18 protein-coding genes are annotated in these 17,945 nt (G+C 57.2%); 6 read left to right on the top strand and 12 right to left on the bottom strand.

Going from position 1 to position 17,945, the window contains the following annotated elements; translation table 11 throughout:
* Positions 1-51: 51 nt before the first annotated feature.
* The 6 genes from ugpB to FOV68_RS18890 all read right to left on the bottom strand — a co-directional run bounded on the left by ugpB (position 52) and on the right by FOV68_RS18890 (position 6,694).
* Positions 52-1,368 carry a sn-glycerol-3-phosphate ABC transporter substrate-binding protein UgpB gene (gene ugpB, locus FOV68_RS18920; RefSeq protein WP_031592699.1) on the bottom strand — a complete coding sequence of 439 codons (1,317 nt, stop codon included), beginning with the start codon at positions 1,366-1,368 and terminating at the stop codon, positions 52-54.
* A 405-nt stretch (positions 1,369-1,773) separates the two neighbouring features.
* On the bottom strand, positions 1,774-2,487 hold the full coding sequence (gene livF / locus FOV68_RS18910) for a high-affinity branched-chain amino acid ABC transporter ATP-binding protein LivF (protein ID WP_022624013.1): 714 nt from the start codon (positions 2,485-2,487) through the stop codon (positions 1,774-1,776).
* A 1-nt stretch (position 2,488) separates the two neighbouring features.
* Entirely contained in the window at positions 2,489-3,256 is a 768-nt protein-coding gene (livG, locus tag FOV68_RS18905; RefSeq protein WP_010253302.1) for a high-affinity branched-chain amino acid ABC transporter ATP-binding protein LivG, read from the bottom strand.
* Positions 3,253-4,524, bottom strand: coding sequence for a high-affinity branched-chain amino acid ABC transporter permease LivM (locus FOV68_RS18900; RefSeq protein ID WP_010253305.1), 1,272 nt, complete (start codon positions 4,522-4,524; stop codon positions 3,253-3,255). Before FOV68_RS18900 ends, livG begins: the two co-directional genes overlap by 4 nt.
* The gene (livH, locus tag FOV68_RS18895; RefSeq protein ID WP_009087789.1) at positions 4,521-5,447 is read right to left on the bottom strand and encodes a high-affinity branched-chain amino acid ABC transporter permease LivH; all 927 of its coding nucleotides are present in this window, start codon (positions 5,445-5,447) and stop codon (positions 4,521-4,523) included. The genes FOV68_RS18900 and livH overlap by 4 nt, the downstream gene beginning before the upstream one ends.
* Positions 5,448-5,581: 134 nt before the next feature.
* Positions 5,582-6,694, bottom strand: a complete 1,113-nt coding sequence (locus tag FOV68_RS18890) for a branched-chain amino acid ABC transporter substrate-binding protein (RefSeq protein WP_031592701.1) — start codon at positions 6,692-6,694, stop codon at positions 5,582-5,584.
* Between the two features lie 395 nt (positions 6,695-7,089).
* Between FOV68_RS18890 and panM the strand changes: the two genes are divergently transcribed.
* On the top strand, positions 7,090-7,485 hold the full coding sequence (panM, locus tag FOV68_RS18885) for an aspartate 1-decarboxylase autocleavage activator PanM (protein ID WP_064704124.1): 396 nt from the start codon (positions 7,090-7,092) through the stop codon (positions 7,483-7,485).
* A gap of 59 nt (positions 7,486-7,544) precedes the next feature.
* On the opposite strand, the gene rpoH is transcribed toward panM, so the two are convergent.
* The 4 genes from rpoH to ftsY form a co-directional block, all read right to left on the bottom strand.
* Complete coding sequence (gene rpoH, locus FOV68_RS18880) at positions 7,545-8,402, bottom strand: RNA polymerase sigma factor RpoH (RefSeq protein ID WP_010253314.1); 858 nt, start codon at positions 8,400-8,402, stop codon at positions 7,545-7,547.
* Positions 8,403-8,642: 240 nt separating this feature from the next.
* Positions 8,643-9,626 carry a permease-like cell division protein FtsX gene (ftsX, locus tag FOV68_RS18875; RefSeq protein WP_039387969.1) on the bottom strand — a complete coding sequence of 328 codons (984 nt, stop codon included), beginning with the start codon at positions 9,624-9,626 and terminating at the stop codon, positions 8,643-8,645.
* A complete protein-coding gene (gene ftsE, locus FOV68_RS18870) occupies positions 9,616-10,284 on the bottom strand; it encodes a cell division ATP-binding protein FtsE (protein WP_010253318.1) in 669 nt (222 codons plus the stop codon). Before ftsE ends, ftsX begins: the two co-directional genes overlap by 11 nt.
* A 5-nt stretch (positions 10,285-10,289) precedes the next feature.
* Positions 10,290-12,062, bottom strand: coding sequence for a signal recognition particle-docking protein FtsY (gene ftsY / locus FOV68_RS18865; RefSeq protein ID WP_143991352.1), 1,773 nt, complete (start codon positions 12,060-12,062; stop codon positions 10,290-10,292).
* A gap of 232 nt (positions 12,063-12,294) precedes the next feature.
* Between ftsY and rsmD the strand changes: the two genes are divergently transcribed.
* Positions 12,295-12,894 (top strand): 16S rRNA (guanine(966)-N(2))-methyltransferase, encoded by a 600-nt coding sequence (gene rsmD / locus FOV68_RS18860; RefSeq protein WP_010671526.1) that lies wholly within the window; start codon positions 12,295-12,297, stop codon positions 12,892-12,894.
* Positions 12,884-13,156, top strand: coding sequence for a DUF1145 family protein (locus FOV68_RS18855; protein WP_031594235.1), 273 nt, complete (start codon positions 12,884-12,886; stop codon positions 13,154-13,156). The genes rsmD and FOV68_RS18855 overlap by 11 nt, the downstream gene beginning before the upstream one ends.
* Positions 13,157-13,182: 26 nt before the next feature.
* Here FOV68_RS18855 and FOV68_RS18850 read toward each other — a convergent pair whose 3' ends face one another.
* Positions 13,183-13,539 carry a DUF2500 domain-containing protein gene (locus FOV68_RS18850; protein WP_039387974.1) on the bottom strand — a complete coding sequence of 119 codons (357 nt, stop codon included), beginning with the start codon at positions 13,537-13,539 and terminating at the stop codon, positions 13,183-13,185.
* Between the two features lie 144 nt (positions 13,540-13,683).
* On the opposite strand from FOV68_RS18850, the gene FOV68_RS18845 reads away from it, so the two are divergent.
* Both FOV68_RS18845 and FOV68_RS18840 read left to right on the top strand, forming a co-directional pair.
* Positions 13,684-14,313 carry a lysoplasmalogenase gene (locus tag FOV68_RS18845; RefSeq protein WP_031594234.1) on the top strand — a complete coding sequence of 210 codons (630 nt, stop codon included), beginning with the start codon at positions 13,684-13,686 and terminating at the stop codon, positions 14,311-14,313.
* Positions 14,314-14,406: 93 nt separating this feature from the next.
* Entirely contained in the window at positions 14,407-16,698 is a 2,292-nt protein-coding gene (locus FOV68_RS18840; protein WP_137244604.1) for a zinc/cadmium/mercury/lead-transporting ATPase, read from the top strand.
* A gap of 54 nt (positions 16,699-16,752) precedes the next feature.
* On the opposite strand, the gene tusA is transcribed toward FOV68_RS18840, so the two are convergent.
* Positions 16,753-17,004, bottom strand: coding sequence for a sulfurtransferase TusA (gene tusA, locus FOV68_RS18835; protein WP_010253330.1), 252 nt, complete (start codon positions 17,002-17,004; stop codon positions 16,753-16,755).
* Positions 17,005-17,208: 204 nt separating this feature from the next.
* Here tusA and FOV68_RS18830 point away from each other — a divergent pair, with 204 nt between their 5' ends.
* Positions 17,209-17,874 (top strand): 7-cyano-7-deazaguanine/7-aminomethyl-7-deazaguanine transporter, encoded by a 666-nt coding sequence (locus tag FOV68_RS18830; protein WP_143991351.1) that lies wholly within the window; start codon positions 17,209-17,211, stop codon positions 17,872-17,874.
* Positions 17,875-17,945: the final 71 nt, after the last annotated feature.

Genomic DNA, 17,945 nt, shown 5'->3' with positions numbered 1-17,945 from the left:
ATACCTGGCGTCAAAGAGAGGGGCCAGCCTGAGCTAGCCCGCAAGGAGAGATTACTTCACCTGCTGCTGGAAGCGGCGCAGCAACTCATTACCGCGTTTCACTGCGTTATCCATCGCGTTCTGCGGCGATTGCTTGCCGGTCCAGACGCTTTCCAGCTCTTCGTCGATCACGGTACGAATCTGCGGCATATTGCCCAGACGCATGCCTTTGGTGAACGGCAGTGGCGGCTTGTTCATCATCTGACGGGTGGCGATATCCGCGCCCGGATTCTTATCGTAGAAGCCCTGCTGCTTAGTCAGCTCGTAGGCGGCGGTGGTAATCGGCAGATAGCCGGTTTTCTGGTGCCATTCCGCGGCTATTTCCGGTTTAGCGAGGAACTGCATAAACTCAGCCACACCTTTGTAGGTTGCGGCATCTTTGCCTTTCATCACCCACAGGCTGGCACCGCCGATCAGGGCGTTCTGCGGCGCATTCGGCACGGTCTCGTCATACGGCATCATGCCAACGCCGAAGTTGAATTTGGCGTAATGACGGATATCAGCCAGCGAACCGGATGAGGCGGTGGTGATACCGCAGTCGCCGTTGTAGAACTTGGCGGTGGACTCATCTTTGCGGCCAAAGTAGGTGAAGTCCCCTTTCTTGTTCATCGCTTCCAGCAGCTCGATATGACGAACCAGTACCGGCTTGTTGAACTCCAGCACCGCATCAAGTCCGTCAAACCCGTTGTTTTTGGTCGCTACCGGCAGAGCGTGCCAGGCGCTGAAGTTTTCAATCTGGATCCAGCCCTGCCAGCCGCTGGCGTAGCCACAGCTCATGCCCGATTTGCGCAGTGCGGCGGCATCCGTCGCCAGCTCCTGCCAGGTTTTCGGCGGCTGGTCCGGGTTCAGACCCGCTTTTTTAAAGGCGTCTTTGTTGTAGTAGAGCACTGGCGTCGAGCTGTTGAACGGCTGAGAGATCAGCTGACCTTTGCTGTCGCTGTAGTAGCCCGCCACCGTTGGCACGAACTGCTTTTCATCAAAGGGGATACCGGCGTCTTTGAAGACCTGATGCACCGGCACAATCGCCTGCGAGGCCATCATGGTCGCTGTACCGACTTCATAAACCTGCAGCACCGCAGGGGCTTTGCCGCTGCGCACTGCCGCAATCCCTGCTGCCAGGCTCTGCTCGTAGTTACCTTTGTAGGTCGGAACAATTTTGTAATCGGGATGCGTCTGGTTAAAACGCTGTGCCAGCGAATCCACTTCTTTGCCTAGCTCGCCTTCCATAGAGTGCCAGAAAGGGATCTCAGTGGCGGCCATGGCATGGCTGCTGAGCGTCAGACCGAGCAGCACGCTCATCAGGCTACGACGAAAGGTAACGACGGACATAGAATTTTCCTGTGCAGGTAAATACGCGTGAAATCACGGATTTCTGTTTCGCGAAGTAACATGACACGGGGAAATGAAGGATTAATAACAGAAAGATGACAGCCGGGTGACAGACTGAATAGCGGAAAAGAAGACGCTGGCAGCGCAGCGGTAACGCGTCACCGCTGCCAGGTTTTGGTTACATAATTTGCAGAGCGTCTGGGCAGTAAAAAAGCCCGCAGCGGGTTTTCACTTCACCAAACGCAAAAGACGATGGCGGCCCCTCTAACACCGACACTCAAGGCCGTCGGCGGCGCAGGCAGGTTGCGGGCGGACAGCGCGCAGCCACCGGAGCGTACACGTAGTACGTGAGGATGGCGAGCACTGCCCAACCGCAACCTGGCAAGCAAGCCAGGCCTCTGAATGTTAAGCTCCGAGGTACGCACTGCGGACGGCTTCGTTGGAAAGGAGTGCTGCACCTGTGTCTTCGAGCACCACATGCCCGTTCTCCAGCACATAGCCCCTGTCCGCCAGCTTCAGCGCCTGATTCGCATTCTGCTCCACCAGGAAAATCGTCATTCCCTCGCTGCGCAGCTGCTCAATGGTGTCGAAGATCTGCTGAATAATGATCGGTGCCAGTCCCAGCGACGGCTCATCCAGCAACAGCAGGCGCGGCTGGCTCATCAGCGCACGGCCAATCGCCAGCATCTGCTGTTCGCCGCCCGACATCGTCCCGGCGCGCTGGATTTTACGCTCCTCCAGACGCGGGAAGAGTTCATAAACGCGCTTGATCCGCGTCAGATAGTCCGGACGGCTGGCAAAAAAGCCCCCCATCGCCAGGTTCTCTTCCACCGTCATGCGCGAAAAGACCCGTCGGCCTTCCGGCACGATGGCGATCGCTTCACGCATAATGCGCGAGGTTTGCCAGTCGGTAATGGTTTTGCCATCAAAGGTAATGGTGCCCTGCGTCGCGCGCGGTTCACCGCATAGCGTACCCAGCAGCGTGGTTTTTCCGGCACCGTTAGCGCCAATCAGGGTGACGATTTCGCCCTGATTGATATAGAGGCTGACGTTGTGCAGCGCCTGAATTTTGCCGTAGTGGGCGCTGACGTTCTCAATGGTTAACATCGCATTTGCCATCTCAGGCCTCTCCTAAATAGGCACGAATGACATCCGGGTTATTACGAATCTCTTCCGGCGTTCCGTTAGCCAGCGGCGTTCCCTGATTGACCACATAAATACGGTCAGAAATCCCCATCACCAGCTTCATATCATGTTCAATCAGCAGCACCGACACCTTATGTTCGCCACGCAGCTCCGCAATCAGCGCATCCAGCTCATGGGTCTCTTTGGGGTTAAGGCCCGCCGCCGGTTCATCCAGCATCAGGATCTCCGGGCGCGTCACCATACAGCGCGCAATCTCCAGTCGACGCTGCTGACCATAGGCCAGATTGCCCGCCTGACGGTTAGCCAGATCCAGCAACCCTACCCGCTCCAGCCAGGTCGCCGCACGATCCAGCGCCTCGCTCTCACTGCGGCGAAACGCCGGGGTTTTCAGCAGACCGGAAAATACGCCGCTTTTCAGATGCTGATGCTGCGCCACCAGCAGGTTCTCAATGACCGTCATCTCACGGAACAGACGCACGTGCTGGAACGTCCGCACAATGCCCATCCGCGCAATCTTCTGGCCCGGCAACCCTTCCAGATGCTGCTCACGCAATGTGATCGTCCCGCCGGTTGGCTTGTAAAAGCCGGTCAGGCAGTTGAACACGGTGGTTTTACCGGCACCATTGGGGCCAATCAGCGAAACGATCTCCTGCGGACGCAGCTCCAGCGCCACATTGTTCACGGCTAACAGACCGCCGAAGCGCATCATCAGGCCTTCAACGGCTAATAAAGGCTGAATCATGCCTGCTCTCCTTGTTTACCAGTCCTGAGCTTCAGATGCGGACGCTTCATCGGCAACAGGCCCTGCGGACGCCAGATCATCATCAGCACCATCAGGCCACCCAGCACCAGCATGCTGTACTCATTGAGATCGCGCATCAGCTCGCGTGACACCACCAGCAGGATGGCGGCCAGAATCACCGCAAACTGCGAACCCATCCCGCCCAGAACCACAATCGCCAGCACAAAGGCGGATTCGACAAAGGTAAAGGATTCCGGGCTGACAAAGCCCTGACGCGCCGCGAACAGGCTGCCGGCAAAACCGGCAAACGCGGCACTGATGGTAAAGGCGGTCAGCTTGATGCGGGTCGGGCTGAGACCCAGTGAACGACAGGCAATCTCATCCTCGCGCAGGGCTTCCCAGGCACGGCCCAGTGGCATCCGCAGCAGCCGGTTAATCACAAACAGCGTCAGCACCACCAGCAGCAGCGCCACCAGGTAGAGGAAGATAATGCGGTCGCTGGGATCGTACTTCAGCCCAAAGAAGTTATGGAAGGTATCCCAGCCGCCTTCACGCGGCGTACGGCCAAATTCCAGACCAAACAGCGTTGGTTTCGGGATCTGGCTGATGCCATTCGGCCCACCGGTCAGGGCGGTATTGTTCAGCAGCAGAATACGCACGATCTCACCGAAGCCCAGCGTCACTATCGCCAGATAGTCGCCGCGCAGTCGCAGCACCGGGAAGCCCAGCAGCAGACCAAACAGCGCGGCGACTATGCCGGAGAGCGGCAGACACTGCCAGAAGCCGAGACCGTAATAGTGGTTCAGCAGCGCAAAGGTGTAGGCACCGATGGCGTAAAAGCCGCCATAACCCAGTACCAGAAGACCAGAAAGGCCGACCACCACGTTTAAGCCCAGACCGAGCATCACGTAGATCAGCGTCATGGTGGCGATATCGACGGTGCCGCGTGACACCAGGAATGGCCAGGCAACGGCGGCGATAATCAGCACCGCCATCACCAGCTTCTGCTTCGGCGTCGAGCCATCAAGACCCGGTAACACCAGCGCCGGACCGGAAATTTTCTTCAGGCCACTTTGCCATACCGGACGCAGCAGCTGAAACAGAAACACCACCGCACAGCCTGTGGCGATCCAGTTCCAGCGCACGCTACCGGCGTTCTGCACCACCAGATTAGTGCCGTCCAGATTCAGGCGCAGCCCCATAAAGAAGGTGGCGAGCACCAGCAGCATCACCGAGGAGATCAGGGCATTGATAAAGGAAGTCTTCATACTTTTTCGACCTCCGGGCGGCCCAGAATCCCGGTCGGCATCACCAGCAGCACCACAATCAGCAGGGCAAACGAGACCACATCTTTATATTCCGTGCTGAGATAGGCCGAGGTCAGCGCCTCGGCGATGCCCAGCACCAGGCCGCCAATCATCGCGCCCGGAATACTGCCAATCCCGCCCAGCACGGCGGCGGTGAACGCTTTCATGCCTGCCATAAAGCCGATGAAGGGGTTGATTGAACCGTAGAATTGTCCCAGCAACACGCCCGCCACTGCGGCCATTGCTGCACCGATCACAAAGGTCAGCGAGATCACGCGGTCGGTGTTAATTCCCAGCAGGCTGGCCATTTTCAGGTCTTCAGCGCAGGCGCGGCAGGCGCGGCCCATGCGCGAGTAGCGGATAAAGGTGGTCAGCGCCAGCATCGCCAGGAACGTCACCACCCAGATCACAATCTGCATGGTGGAGATGGTAGCGGCAAAGCCGTTGCTCTCGCCTACCGTCCACTGTCCGGTAATCAGACTCGGCAGCGCCAGGTCGCGTGAACCCTGCGTCAGGCTGACGTAGTTTTGCAGGAATATCGACATCCCGATGGCGGAGATCAGCGCAATCAGGCGCTTGGACGAGCGCACAGGCCGGTAGGCGACGCGCTCGATGCTCCAGCCGTAGGCGCTGGAGATAATTACCGCCATCACAAAGCCGGCCGCAATCATCAGCCAGGTGGTGTCGATGCCCATCATCATCAGGGCGGCAATCACGATAAAGGAGACATAGCTGCCGATCATGTAGACCTCGCCGTGGGCGAAGTTGATCATGCCGATAATGCCGTAAACCATGGTGTAACCGATGGCGATCAGCGCGTAGGTGCTACCAAGGGTCACACCGTTAAACATCTGCTGAATAAAATAGAGGAACTGCTCGGACATACCTTGACCCTTACTTAACCGATCATGGGCGATCGGGGTACAAAAAACGCCTGGCAGACAAGCACCAGGCGTTCGTGTCGCTGGTCAGGGAAAACCGGTTAACCAGCCTCCCGCTCACCACAAAACAGCCTGGTTTACTTCACAGCAGTCGAGGTGCCATCGGCGTGCCATTTAAAGACGCCGAATTCAAAGCCCTTAAGATCACCCTTCTCATCCCAGTTCAGGTTGCCCATCACGGTTGGCACCGCGGCACCTTCCTTAAGGTTTTTCACGATAGCGTCCGGCTCAGCGCTCTTGCTGCGCTCCATGCCGGTTGCCAGCGACTGCAGAGCTGCATAGGTGGTCCAGACGAACGGTCCGGTTGGATCCAGTTTCTTCGCTTTCAGCGCTTCCACGATCGGTTTGTTGGTTTCAACCTGATCGTAGCGTTTCGGCAGGGTCACCAACATGCCTTCAGATGCGGCACCGGCGATGTTGGACAGCGAGGCGTTACCCACGCCTTCTGGTCCCATAAACTGGGTTTTCAGGCCCGCAGCACGTGCCTGACGCACGATCTGGCCCATTTCCGGGTAGTAACCGCCGAAATAGACGAAATCGACGTTCTCTTTCTTGAAGCGCGCCACCAGCGTAGAGAAATCTTTATCGCCAGCGGTGATACCTTCAAACATCACAATATTAGCGCCCTGCTTTTTCAGGCTCTCCTGTACGGAGCGCGCCAGGCCTTCGCCATACTGCTGTTTGTCATGCACCACAGCGATACGCTTAGGTTTAAGCTCGCTCATCACATATTTCGCGGCGGTCGGACCCTGATCGGAGTCGAGACCGGTGGTGCGCATAATCAGTTTATAGCCGCGGGAAGTCAGGTCAGGTGCGGTCGCCGCCGGGGTAATCATCAGCACGCCTTCATCTTCATAGATGTCAGAAGCGGGCTGGGTGGATGAAGAGCAGAGATGGCCGATCACGTAGCGGATGCCATCGTTAATCACCTTGTTCGCTACCGCAACCGCCTGTTTCGGGTCACAGGCGTCGTCATATTTCACCGCAACCAGTTTGTTGCCGTTAACACCGCCTTTGGCGTTGATATCTTCAATTGCCTGAGTCGCACCGGCGAATTGCATGTCGCCGTACTGCGCCACCGGGCCAGACATTGCGCCGACAATCGCCACTTTGATATCTTCAGCCAGCGCCGCATGGCTCATCGCCAGTGCTACACATCCCGCCAGTAATGCGCGACCTTTCATTTTCATCCTGACTACCCCATTTGTTTTGTCGTGTATGTTGTGAGTGTTTATGCTGTCAGATAAAGTCGAAAACTGATTAAGCATGAATGAGTTAGCGTACTTTTCTGACATTTTTTATTAATAAGGCTTTATTTTTCAGGTTATTAAACAGGAAGTTTCTTCTGTAAATCAACTGACATATTCAGAATTGACTGAGTGAAACAGCATAATACACTGGAGGCAACGGCCGGTTTTTCACCGCTTTGCCAGCGCGTTATGCTGGATTGATCGCACGCTCTCCCTGTTTACAACTATCATCCTGGCATCCCGACCATCTTTTGACCTGTTTTATTGATGAAAATGTGGTGGCACTCTGGTTGTACATTTTCGCTGCACTTTCCCCTGTTACAGAGGTTTTTGTTATGAAGCTCACTATCCAGCGTTTAACCACGCTGACCGCGCAGGACCGCATCGATCTTGGCAAAGTCTGGCCGGATCTGGAGATTGAACAACTGGAGCAGCAGCTGGATGAGCGCTATCGTCTCTATGCTGCCCGTTTTAACGACCGGCTGCTGGCGGGTTTGCAGCTGGAAATCGCCGGGATCCACGGCAAAATTCACCGGCTGTCGGTGCGCGATGTCACGCGCCGACGCGGGGTGGGACAATATTTACTGGAAGAGACGATCAGGCAGAATGGGTCGATAGCGGACTGGTGGATTGCCGATGATGGCAGTGACGATCAGCAGGTGCGGGCAGCCTTTATGCAGGCGTGTGGCTTCAGGGCGCAGAGTGATGGATGGATAATGGCGGTAGAATAGTCAGGCGCAGAAAAACAAAAAGGGCGACATAAAGTCGCCCCTTAAGATGTCGAAGTGCGTTACGCTTCGATCGCCATACGCAGTTTCTTCATGGCGTTCTTTTCCAGCTGCCGGACACGTTCGGCTGACACGCCGTACTGATCGGCCAGCTCCTGCAGCGTGGTTTTATTGTCTTCGTCCAGCCAGCGGGCGCGAATGATGTGCTGACTACGCTCATCCAGACCTTCCATCGCATAGCTCAGCTTATCAGCCGCGTGCGCATCCCAGTTATCCTCTTCAATGCCGTCAGCAAAGTCAGAGGTTTTATCCTGAAGATAAAGCACGGGTGCCATAGAGCGGCCTTCGCTGCTCTCGTCGTCGGCAGACATATCAAAGGTCATATCCTGCGCGGCCATACGCGATTCCATTTCACGCACATCTTTGCTGCTTACGCCCAGCTCACGCGCAACCATCTCGACTTCGTCCTGATTGAACCAGCCCAGACGCTGCTTGGTTTTACGCAGGTTAAAGAACAGCTTACGCTGTGCTTTGGTGGTCGCGACTTTCACGATACGCCAGTTACGCAGCACGTATTCGTGAATCTCCGCTTTAATCCAGTGCACGGCAAACGAAACCAGACGTACGCCCACTTCTGGGTTGAAGCGACGTACCGCTTTCATCAGGCCGATATTGCCTTCCTGGACCAGGTCAGCCTGTGGCAGACCGTAGCCGGAGTAATTACGAGCGATATGAACTACAAAGCGTAGGTGAGACAGGATCAGCGTCTTTGCCGCATCCAGATCGCCCTGGTAATGCAGCCGTTCAGCCAACGCTTTTTCCTCTTCTGCCGAGAGCATCGGCCAGGTATTCGCAGCCCGGACGTAAGACTCCAGGTTGCCAAGAGGAGCAATAGCTAAAGTTTGCATTTCTTTGGTCATTCAAACCCTCACAAATTCAGTGGAATTGCCGCACATTTCCCTGCGCAGACGATACATTACGTCAACGTCGCGCGGAATCCGAAAGCAATCTGTGCTACTTAGAGTAGTAAAGTTATCCACAAGTTCAATTATAGCGGTGAATATTTTACACACAGATGACAGGAAGGGAAGAGGGGAAATATCCTCTGCACCCGCCATCGGTAGCAGAGGACCATTATAACAAAAAAATGTTGCAGGCGTTTACTGCGGCGTAAATCGACGTAAATGTTGTACCGTTGCCAGCCACGCAGCCACCCAGCCGATGATCGCCGCAATCAGTAACAGCAGCAGCGCCTCATCCCACGAGAAGCCTTCCAGCGAGAAGGTGGTACCAAATACCGTCGCCACATTGGCAACAACGGACTGCAGACGCAGCACCAGCACTTCCGACAGCAGCAGCGACAGCACCGCGCCGCTGAAGCCCAGCAGCGCCCCGCCATAGAGGAACGGACGCAGGATAAAGCCGTCAGTGGCACCAATCAGCTTCTGCACGTTAATGGTGTCGCGTCGGGCAAAAATGCTGAGCCGGACGCTGTTACCGATCACCAGGAACACTGCCACGATCATCAGCACGCCAATCATTGAGGCGATCTGCCCCACCAGCCCGGTCAGCGCCGCCAGCCGCGCAAACCAGCTATCATCCATTCGCACTTCATCCACGCCCTGCACTTTGGTTACCCGATCGCGCAGGCTTTGCATGGTGTCTGAGTTCTGGAAATTGAGCTTAGGTGTGATGATGGCCACCGCAGGCAGCGGATTCTGCTCCAGCATATCCATTGCGCCGCCAAAGCCTGACCAGTTGCGGAACTCGTTCAGCGCCTCTTCCCGCGTCAGGTAGTTGACGTTATCCACGCCTTCGACCTGCTTGAGCTGCGCCACCACGTTTTCTGCCGCCGTGTCATCCAGCGTTTTGGAGAGATAAACGGTTAACTGCGGCGCCGGATACCACTGCGTTGCCGCCTGGCTGACGTTTTTCCACACCATGTAGCAGACGCTGGGCAGCGTCAGTGAAATGGCGATGACCATCACCGTCAGCAGGGTGGCCAGCGGCTGACGCCACATATCAGAAAGCGTGCCGCGCAGCGCATAGCGCCACTGCTCCTGCCAGCCGCCCTTCAGCGCTTTACTCTTCGACTGCTGCTTCGCTTTCGGCGCAGCCGGACGTTTAATGCGTTTATTGACCATCGTGGCCTCCGTGCAGACGTCCCTGATTCAGCGTCATCATCCGGTAGTTGCGTCGGGCGATAAGACCGCTGTCATGCGTCGCCATCAGGACGGTGACGCCGACGCGGTTAAACTCTTCGAACAGGCGCAGAATATCTTCTGACAGCGCGTCGTCAAGGTTACCGGTCGGTTCATCGGCCAGCAGCACGGCTGGCTTGTTCACCACCGCACGGGCGATGCCCACACGCTGCTGTTCACCGCCAGAAAGCTGAATCGGATAACTTTTCGCTTTGTCGAGCAGACCCACTTTATCCAGTGCCGCCGAAACGCGACGACGAATATCTTCGCCGCTGGCACCGGAGATAATCAGCGGGATCGCCACATTTTCATAAACCGAACGATCCATCAGCAGGTGGTGATCCTGGAAAATCATGCCGATCTGACGACGCAGAAAAGGCACCTCGCTGTTACGCAGGCGGGAAATGTCATGGCCGCTGAACCAGATTTTTCCGGCACTCGGGCGCTCAATGCCACAAATCAGCTTCAGCAAGGTACTTTTACCGGCACCGGAGTGGCCGGTCAGAAACGCCATTTCGCCAGGACGCAGACGGAAATCTACTCCCTGCAGCGCCTGACGTCCGCCGAGATATGCCTTACTGACCTCTTCAAAGCGAATCATCCTAATTAGTCCTCTCGGGCAAACAGTGCCTCAATAAAATCTTCCGCCTTAAACGGCCGTAAATCTTCAATGCCTTCACCGACGCCGATGTAGCGAATCGGAATACCGAACTGATCGGCCACCGAGAAGATCACGCCGCCTTTGGCGGTGCCATCCAGCTTGGTGAGCGCAATCCCGGTCACGCCAACGGCTTCATTAAACAGTCGTGCCTGGCTGACCGCATTCTGTCCGGTGCTGGCATCCAGCGTCAGCATCACTTCGTGTGGCGCTGAATCATCCAGTTTTTTCATCACGCGGGTGATTTTTTTCAGCTCTTCCATCAGGTGCGATTTGTTCTGCAGACGACCCGCGGTATCGGCAATCAGCACGTCAACGCCACGCGATTTAGCCGCCTGAATAGCATCGAAGATCACCGAAGCGGAATCTGCACCGGTGTGCTGAGCAATCACCGGAATGTTGTTGCGCTGACCCCACACCTGCAACTGCTCAACAGCCGCGGCGCGGAAGGTATCACCAGCCGCTAACATCACGGATTTGCCTTCGGCCTGATACTGGCGCGCCAGTTTACCGATGGTGGTGGTTTTACCTACGCCATTGACACCAACCATCAGGATGACAAACGGCGTTTTGCCTGAGACTTCAAGTGGCGCATCCACTTTTGCCAGAATCGAGGCCATCTCCGCTTTCAGCAGACCGTAGAGCGCTTCCGCGTCACGCAGTTGCTTGCGGTTTGCCTGCTGGGTCAGATGCGTGATGATGCGGCGAGTGGTATCCACACCCACATCCGCAATCAGCAGCTGCTCTTCCAGCTCGTCAAACAGCTCATCATCAATCTTTTTGCCACGGAACAGGCTGACAAAACCGGAACCGAGGTTCTGACGGGTTTTCACCAGGCTGCGCTTCAGGCGGGCAAAGAAGCCCTCTTTGCTGGGACGCTCCTGCTCCTGCACGATGAGTGGCGCGGCGGCCAGCGGGAGATCGCTGACGGTATCGGATAATGTCTCTGCCGGTTCCGTGTCGGTGACTTCAGCTTCGCCCAGTGCCAGTGCGGTCAGCTCTTCTTCAGTCAGCGGCGCTTCCGCTTCGCTGTCCGGGGTTTCAACGATCGCAGCCTCGTCCGGCGTCAGCGCTTCATCGCTTAACGGCGCTTCGGCTTCGCTGTGCGGGGTTTCAACGATCCCGGCGTCATCCAGTGCCAGCGCGGTCAGCTCTTCTTCGCTTAATGCCGCGTCCGCTTCGCTGTGCGGGGTTTCAACGATCGGGGCGTCGCCCAGTGCCAGCGCGGTCAGCTCTTCTTCGCTTAACGGCGCGTCCGCTTCGCTGTCAGGGGTTTCAACGATCGGGGCGTCGCCCAGTGCCAGCGCGGTCAGCTCTTCTTCGCTTAACGGCGCATCTGCCGGAGCCTCGTCAGCGATCGGCGTGACCACGTCGTCGGCGTCAATAACCGGCGTCGCGTCATGTTCAGGTGCGGAGACCTCCAGTAACGCTTCAGGATCGGCCTCAATCGGCTCAGCCTCATCGAGCACCGCGGGTGCCGACTCATGCGGCGCTGCCGCGGTGACTTCCGCCTCACGCTGCTGTCCGGCCACCGTTTCGGTGATAACGACAGTCTCTTCCGCTTGCGCTTCAGCCTGGCCTAATGCCGGGGCTTCCTGTTCTGCCTGCTGCTGTGCGGATTCTGCGACCTCTTGTGTCTGCTCCTCCGCGACAGGTTGTTTCTCTTCCTCTTTGCCAAATCCCAGCCAGGAAAAAAAGCCACGTTTTTTCTCTTTTGCCATTGTGTGACGACACTCCTCGATGGCTTTGTCCCGGTCGCGCGTGGTTTCCAGGGGTAAATCAATGAAAGTTGGTCAGCGCCAGACCGGCGTAAACCGCAGAATAATGCATGACTTCAGCAACTCAGTAGTCTAACACTTTCCAGCCAGCTCACCACAGCACCCTTTTTTAACGTTTCTTCTCACCGATTCGCCCGTTAAACTACGCAACAAATTATGACGAGTTGTGAGCAAGATGAATAAAAACCCCCGCAGTACAGGCGGTGCCGGGCAGATTCGCATCATTGGTGGCCAGTGGCGCGGACGCAAATTACCGGTGCCGGACAGCGCCGGACTGCGCCCGACCACCGATCGGGTACGTGAGACGCTGTTTAACTGGCTGGCCCCGGTGCTGCCAGAGGCGCGCTGCCTCGACTGCTTTGCCGGTAGCGGCGCATTAGGACTGGAAGCCCTGTCGCGTTACGCGGGATCGGCGACGCTGCTGGAGCTGGAACGTCCGGTGGCGCAGCAGCTGACAAAAAATCTGCAGACGTTGCGCGCCAGTAATGGCACCGTGATTCAGACCAATGCGTTAAACTGGCTGGCACAACCAGGTGAACCGTTCGATGTAGTGTTTATCGATCCGCCGTTTCGTCAGGGATTGCTGGAACAGACATTACAGTTGCTGGAGCAGAATCACTGGCTGGCCGACCAGGCGCTGATTTACGTTGAAAGTGAAGTGGAAAATGGCGCACCGCCGGTGCCGCCAGAGTGGGATCTTTATCGCGAGAAAATAGCCGGACAAGTGGCTTATCGTTTGTATCAACGTCAACAGGAGACGCAGGATGTTACTTAATTTGGGGCGTCTGTTGATGCTATGCGTGTGGGGATTTTTACTGGCTAACCTGATTCATCCCTACCCGAAACCGCTGACTTATTTTATCAACGTTGCGCTGATTTTCATGATCCTGATGCATGGCCTGCAGCTGGTGTTACTGCGCACCACGCAGACCAAAGATGCGCCGCCGATTGACCGCGTCACCCAGGCCAAAGTGTTTCTGTTCGGGGTGTTCGAACTGGTCGCCTGGCAGAAGAAAAACTTCCCACGCAAGAAATAATCCCAGGCGGGCGCAATGCCCGCCGGTTACTGCCGGGGTGTGAAGCTGATAAAGCGCGTGCCCTGCATCTTCAGCTCGCCTCTGGCGCCCTTGTCCAGCTGATGATATTCCGCCTCTTTAAGCTGCACTTTGATGTCGCTGGCGCCGTTCAGCGGGTGAAACAGCACCTCGTAGCGCATCTCTTCCCCGGCGATCACTTCCCGCTGCCGTGAACGGCGATTGGGTGAAGGAAATTCACGTTTGGTTCTGACCTCAGCCTGCAGAGAACGCTCGGGTGAAGCGTCATTCACCGCCACTTCCCGGCGCTGCTTAATGAACTGACGGGTCGCCAGCACGGCGATAATCGCCAGAACGATGATAAAGATTAGCGGCGGTTTGCTCATAGCGCTCTCATGCCTGCAGGATGATTAATCAGGCGGCAAAGCATACAACCAGAGTTGCCTGATTGTCACATCTCAGAGGCTTAACCTAAACTGGAAGGGATATTTTGGGATCTTTCACCATTTTGAACAAAAAAGGGAGAAACAATGCTCTGGTCTTTCCTCGCTGTACTTTTCTCCGGCTGGCTCTATGTCGACGCCACCTATCGCGGCCCGCAATGGCAACGCTGGTTATTTAAGCCGGTCACGCTGCTGCTGCTTGTCGGGCTGGCCTGGCAGGCACCGGTGCTGCAGACTACGGACTACCTGATTCTGGCCGGTCTGGTGGCGACGCTGGTCGGTGATGCGTTAACGCTGCTGCCGCGTCAGCAGATGCTCTATGCCATCGGGGCTTTCTTCCTGTCGCACCTGCTTTATACCCTCTGCTTCGCCGCCAGCATGACCATGACCTTCTTCTGGCCGATTCCGCTGACGCTGCTCATCATCGGTGCCGCCCTAATTGGCGTCATCTGGAGCCGACTGGAAGATCTGCGCTGGCCTGTCTGCACCTTTATCGGCATGACGCTGGTGATGACCTGGATAGCGACCGAGCAGTACTTCTTCCGCCCGACCGATTACAGCTTCTCGATCATGGTTGGTGCCGGTCTGCTGCTGCTGGCCAACGCCGTCTGGTTTATCTCACACTATCGTCGCCGCTTTTCCGCCGACAGCGCGATTGTCGCCGCCTGCTACTTCGCCGGTCACTTTATGATCGTGCGCTCATTGTGGGTCGTCTGAGAAAATAGCCTTGACTCTGGAGTTCACTCCAGAGTGTAGGATAAAGGATGGGCTGCGTTGCTCATCCCACTATTCTTACACTCTGGAGGTCATATGCATCAACATCACGCCTGTGGCTGCGGCAAACCCCGTGCCAGTCACGCCGCAGCAAAACCGCTGTGCCAGGTTCGCCAGGCCCGCCCCCTCTCCCTTTCTATCCACGCCGCGACGCCTGTACCTGCGGAGACGGCAGGCTGTTGCTGTGACAGTAACTGCAGCCCTGGCAACGACGCCGACGCCGCTGAGGAAAGTGACCGGCGAGGCGCCGACAGTTATCCCTTTAGCTGGCAGGTCAGCGGGATGGATTGCCCGTCGTGTGCCCGCACCATTGAAACCGCTGTCCGTCAGGTAAGTGGCGTGACCGACGCCCGTGTGTTGTTCAGCAGCGAGAAACTGGTGGTCAACGCTGACCAGGATGTACAAAACGCCGTTGAACAGGCGGTGAAAAAAGCTGGCTTCCAGCTCGCAACCCCATCAGCCACGTCGGCCACATCCCCCGCTACGCCGGGCTGGCAGCATAACCGGATGCTGATTTTGCTGGCGCTGCTGGTGCTTGCCAGTAGCATTCTCAGCCAGTTCGCGCCCGCCTGGGGCGATCGGCTGTTTGTGCTGACCACGCTGGTCGGCCTGATCCCGGTGGCGCGCGGCGCCTGGCAGCGTCTGCGCAGCGGATCGCCTTTTACTATTGAGACATTAATGACGCTGGCGTCAGCTGGCGCACTGATTATTGGCGCACACGCTGAAGCCGCGATGGTGCTGGTGCTGTTTCAACTGGGTGAACAGCTGGAAAGCTATGCCGCTTCCAGGGCGCGCAGCGGCGTTACCAGCCTGATGGCGTTGCGGCCTGAATCGGCGATTCGCCTAGAACAGGGCAAACGTACTGAGGTACCACTCGCAGCGCTGCAACCCGGCGATGTGATTGAAGTCGCGGCAGGCAGTCGCTTGCCGGTCGATGGCAGCTTAATCAGTCCGCTTGCCAGTTTCGATGAAAGCGCGCTGACCGGTGAATCACTGCCGGTAACGCGGGCCAGCGGCGAAAAAATTCTCGCCGGTGCCACCAGCGTTGATCGACTGGTGATGCTGGAAGTAGTGTCGAAGCCGGGTGAAAGCGCGATCGACCGTATCCTGCAACTGATTGAAGAAGCGGAAACGCATCGTGCGCCGGTCGAACGCTTTATCGACCAGTTCAGCCGTATTTACACGCCGCTGGTCATGCTGCTCTCTGTGCTGGTGATGGTGGTACCGCCCCTGCTCGGCGCAGGCGACTGGCAGCCGTGGATCTACAAAGGGCTGACACTGCTGTTGATTGGCTGCCCCTGTGCACTGGTGATCTCCACGCCTGCAGCCATTACCTCCGGGCTGGCTGCGGCGGCGCGACAGGGCGCACTGATCAAAGGCGGTGCGGCGCTGGAGCGGCTGAGTTCGGTGCGCAGAATGGCGTTTGATAAAACCGGTACCCTGACGCTGGGCAAGCCACAGCTGACGCAGATCCTGCGGTTTGGCACGACCAGCGAGTCAGAGATGCTGGCGCTGAGCGCCGCTGCAGAACAGGGTGCCACCCATCCGCTGGCCAGCGCTATCGTGGCGGCCGCGCAGGCGCGTGATCTGGTGATTCCTGACGCGCAGGATCAGCAGGTGCAGGCGGGACGCGGCATCAGCGCGAAAGTCGCTGGCCAGCAGATTCAGCTGCTGACGCCCGGCCATGCGCCCGGTCTGACGCCGCAGCAAAATGCGCAGATAGCGCAACAGGAAGCTGAAGGTGAAACTCTGGTGGTGCTGATGCGCAATGGCGAAGCGCTGGGTGCGCTGGCTCTGCGCGATCAGCTGCGCGACGATGCCGTCGAGGCGTTAAAGGCGCTGAAAAAGCTGGGTATTGAGAGCCTGATGCTGACCGGCGACAATCCGCGCGCTGCGGCGACCATAGCCCGCCAGCTGGATATTGATTATCGCGCCAGTCTGCTGCCCGCCGATAAAGTCGCGGCGATCCGTGAACTGAGTCAGCAACAGCCGCTGGCGATGGTCGGGGATGGCATTAACGACGCACCAGCAATGAAAGCGGCAACGCTGGGCATTGCGATGGGCAGCGGCACCGATGTGGCGCTGGAAGCGGCCGATGCTGCCCTGACGCGTAATCAGCTCAGCAATCTGGCTCCGATGATTGCGCTGGCACGCCGGACTCGGCGCATCATCCGTCAGAATATCGGTATTGCGCTGGGGCTGAAGGCGATTTTCCTGGTTACAACCCTGCTGGGTCTGACCGGACTCTGGCTGGCGGTGCTGGCGGATTCGGGTGCGACCGCGCTGGTCACCGCCAACGCGCTGAGGTTACTGCGTCGCCGCGCCTGAGCAGGCGGCTTCTGATCAGAAGAGTGAAGTTAACGGCGGCCTGTACGGCTGTCGTTAACCCGCCATGCCTTTGCGGATCAGAAACTGATAGGGCAGCGTGTCGGTTTGCTGCGCCAGCAAGCCATGTTCCATAAAGCGGCAGAAGCCGGGAATATCGCGCGTGGTGGCCGGATCATCGGCGATGATCAGCAACGTCTCGCCATCCTGCAAGCTGCGTACGGTTTTGCGCACCATCATCACCGGCTCCGGGCAACGCAGGCCACGGGCATCCAGCTGATGGTCGGCAGAGGAAAAAGCATCGCTCATAATCAACTCGGTTCAGGTAAGGGGCGCTCATTCTAGCGCGTGCTGGCGGTGAAGCAAGGCGATAACGATTGCGCTAAAATTAACCATTGCATAAAAAGCACAACGCGGTAAGATGCCGCCGCTTTTTGCTCATAAAACTGCCAGGCGCTGCCCGAACGGCGTCCCGCAATGGGTTCCCTCACCCCAACATTAAAAAGGTTGAATATGCTCGCATTTTCTTCGCGTCAGCGCATGCATGCGCTTTTCTGGTTATCGCTATTTCACCTGCTGGTGATCACTTCAAGTAACTATCTGGTTCAGCTGCCCATTTCAGTGTTTGGCTTCCACACCACCTGGGGTGCATTCAGCTTCCCGTTTATCTTCCTGGCGACCGATCTCACCGTGCGTATTTTTGGCGCACCGCTGGCCCGACGCATTATTCTGGCCGTGATGATCCCGGCACTGTTTATCTCTTACAGTGTCTCGGCGTTGTTCTATCAGGGTGAATGGCAGGGCTGGCAGGCACTGGAAGTGATGAATCTGTTTGTTGCCCGTATCGCCTGCGCCAGCTTTATGGCTTACGCGCTGGGTCAGATTCTCGACGTTCACGTGTTCAACCGTCTGCGTCGCCTGCCACAGTGGTGGATTGCGCCGGGCTGCGCCATGTTCCTGGGGAATGTCAGCGATACGCTGGCCTTCTTCTTTATCGCCTTCTATAAAAGCCCCGATGCGTTTATGGCGCAGCACTGGGTTGAGATTGCCCTGGTGGATTACAGCTTCAAAGTGCTGATTTGCATGGTCTTCTTCCTGCCCGCCTACGGTGTACTGCTCAACGCAGCGCTGAAGCGTATGGCTGAACGCCAGACCGCCCGCCAGGTAAATTTCGGCTAAGCGCCCATACGGTTTCCACCACTATCCGCTAAGATCTTCTGACAATCATCAGGTTGCGTTTGCAACCTGAT

Origin of the sequence: Pantoea sp. paga (assembly GCF_007558755.1) — a bacterium.
Lineage (GTDB): Bacteria > Pseudomonadota > Gammaproteobacteria > Enterobacterales > Enterobacteriaceae > Pantoea > Pantoea agglomerans.
This window is presented reverse-complemented; position numbering and strand designations above follow the sequence as displayed.

Bases quoted from the DNA above. Each gene is read 5' to 3' on its own strand.
- FOV68_RS18850 (WP_039387974.1), bottom strand. From the start codon at position 13,539: ATGAGCAAACCGCCGCTAATCTTTATCATCGTTCTGGCGATTATCGCC.
- livF (WP_022624013.1), bottom strand. From the start codon at position 2,487: ATGGCAAATGCGATGTTAACCATTGAGAACGTCAGCGCCCACTACGGC.
- ugpB (WP_031592699.1), bottom strand. From the start codon at position 1,368: ATGTCCGTCGTTACCTTTCGTCGTAGCCTGATGAGCGTGCTGCTCGGT.
- ftsX (WP_039387969.1), bottom strand. From the start codon at position 9,626: ATGGTCAATAAACGCATTAAACGTCCGGCTGCGCCGAAAGCGAAGCAG.
- ftsY (WP_143991352.1), bottom strand. From the start codon at position 12,062: ATGGCAAAAGAGAAAAAACGTGGCTTTTTTTCCTGGCTGGGATTTGGC.
- FOV68_RS18890 (WP_031592701.1), bottom strand. From the start codon at position 6,694: ATGAAAATGAAAGGTCGCGCATTACTGGCGGGATGTGTAGCACTGGCG.
- ftsE (WP_010253318.1), bottom strand. From the start codon at position 10,284: ATGATTCGCTTTGAAGAGGTCAGTAAGGCATATCTCGGCGGACGTCAG.
- livH (WP_009087789.1), bottom strand. From the start codon at position 5,447: ATGTCCGAGCAGTTCCTCTATTTTATTCAGCAGATGTTTAACGGTGTG.
- rpoH (WP_010253314.1), bottom strand. From the start codon at position 8,402: ATGACCAAAGAAATGCAAACTTTAGCTATTGCTCCTCTTGGCAACCTG.
- FOV68_RS18830 (WP_143991351.1), top strand. From the start codon at position 17,209: ATGCTCGCATTTTCTTCGCGTCAGCGCATGCATGCGCTTTTCTGGTTA.
- livG (WP_010253302.1), bottom strand. From the start codon at position 3,256: ATGATTCAGCCTTTATTAGCCGTTGAAGGCCTGATGATGCGCTTCGGC.
- tusA (WP_010253330.1), bottom strand. From the start codon at position 17,004: ATGAGCGATGCTTTTTCCTCTGCCGACCATCAGCTGGATGCCCGTGGC.
- FOV68_RS18855 (WP_031594235.1), top strand. From the start codon at position 12,884: ATGTTACTTAATTTGGGGCGTCTGTTGATGCTATGCGTGTGGGGATTT.
- rsmD (WP_010671526.1), top strand. From the start codon at position 12,295: ATGAATAAAAACCCCCGCAGTACAGGCGGTGCCGGGCAGATTCGCATC.
- FOV68_RS18845 (WP_031594234.1), top strand. From the start codon at position 13,684: ATGCTCTGGTCTTTCCTCGCTGTACTTTTCTCCGGCTGGCTCTATGTC.
- FOV68_RS18840 (WP_137244604.1), top strand. From the start codon at position 14,407: ATGCATCAACATCACGCCTGTGGCTGCGGCAAACCCCGTGCCAGTCAC.
- FOV68_RS18900 (WP_010253305.1), bottom strand. From the start codon at position 4,524: ATGAAGACTTCCTTTATCAATGCCCTGATCTCCTCGGTGATGCTGCTG.
- panM (WP_064704124.1), top strand. From the start codon at position 7,090: ATGAAGCTCACTATCCAGCGTTTAACCACGCTGACCGCGCAGGACCGC.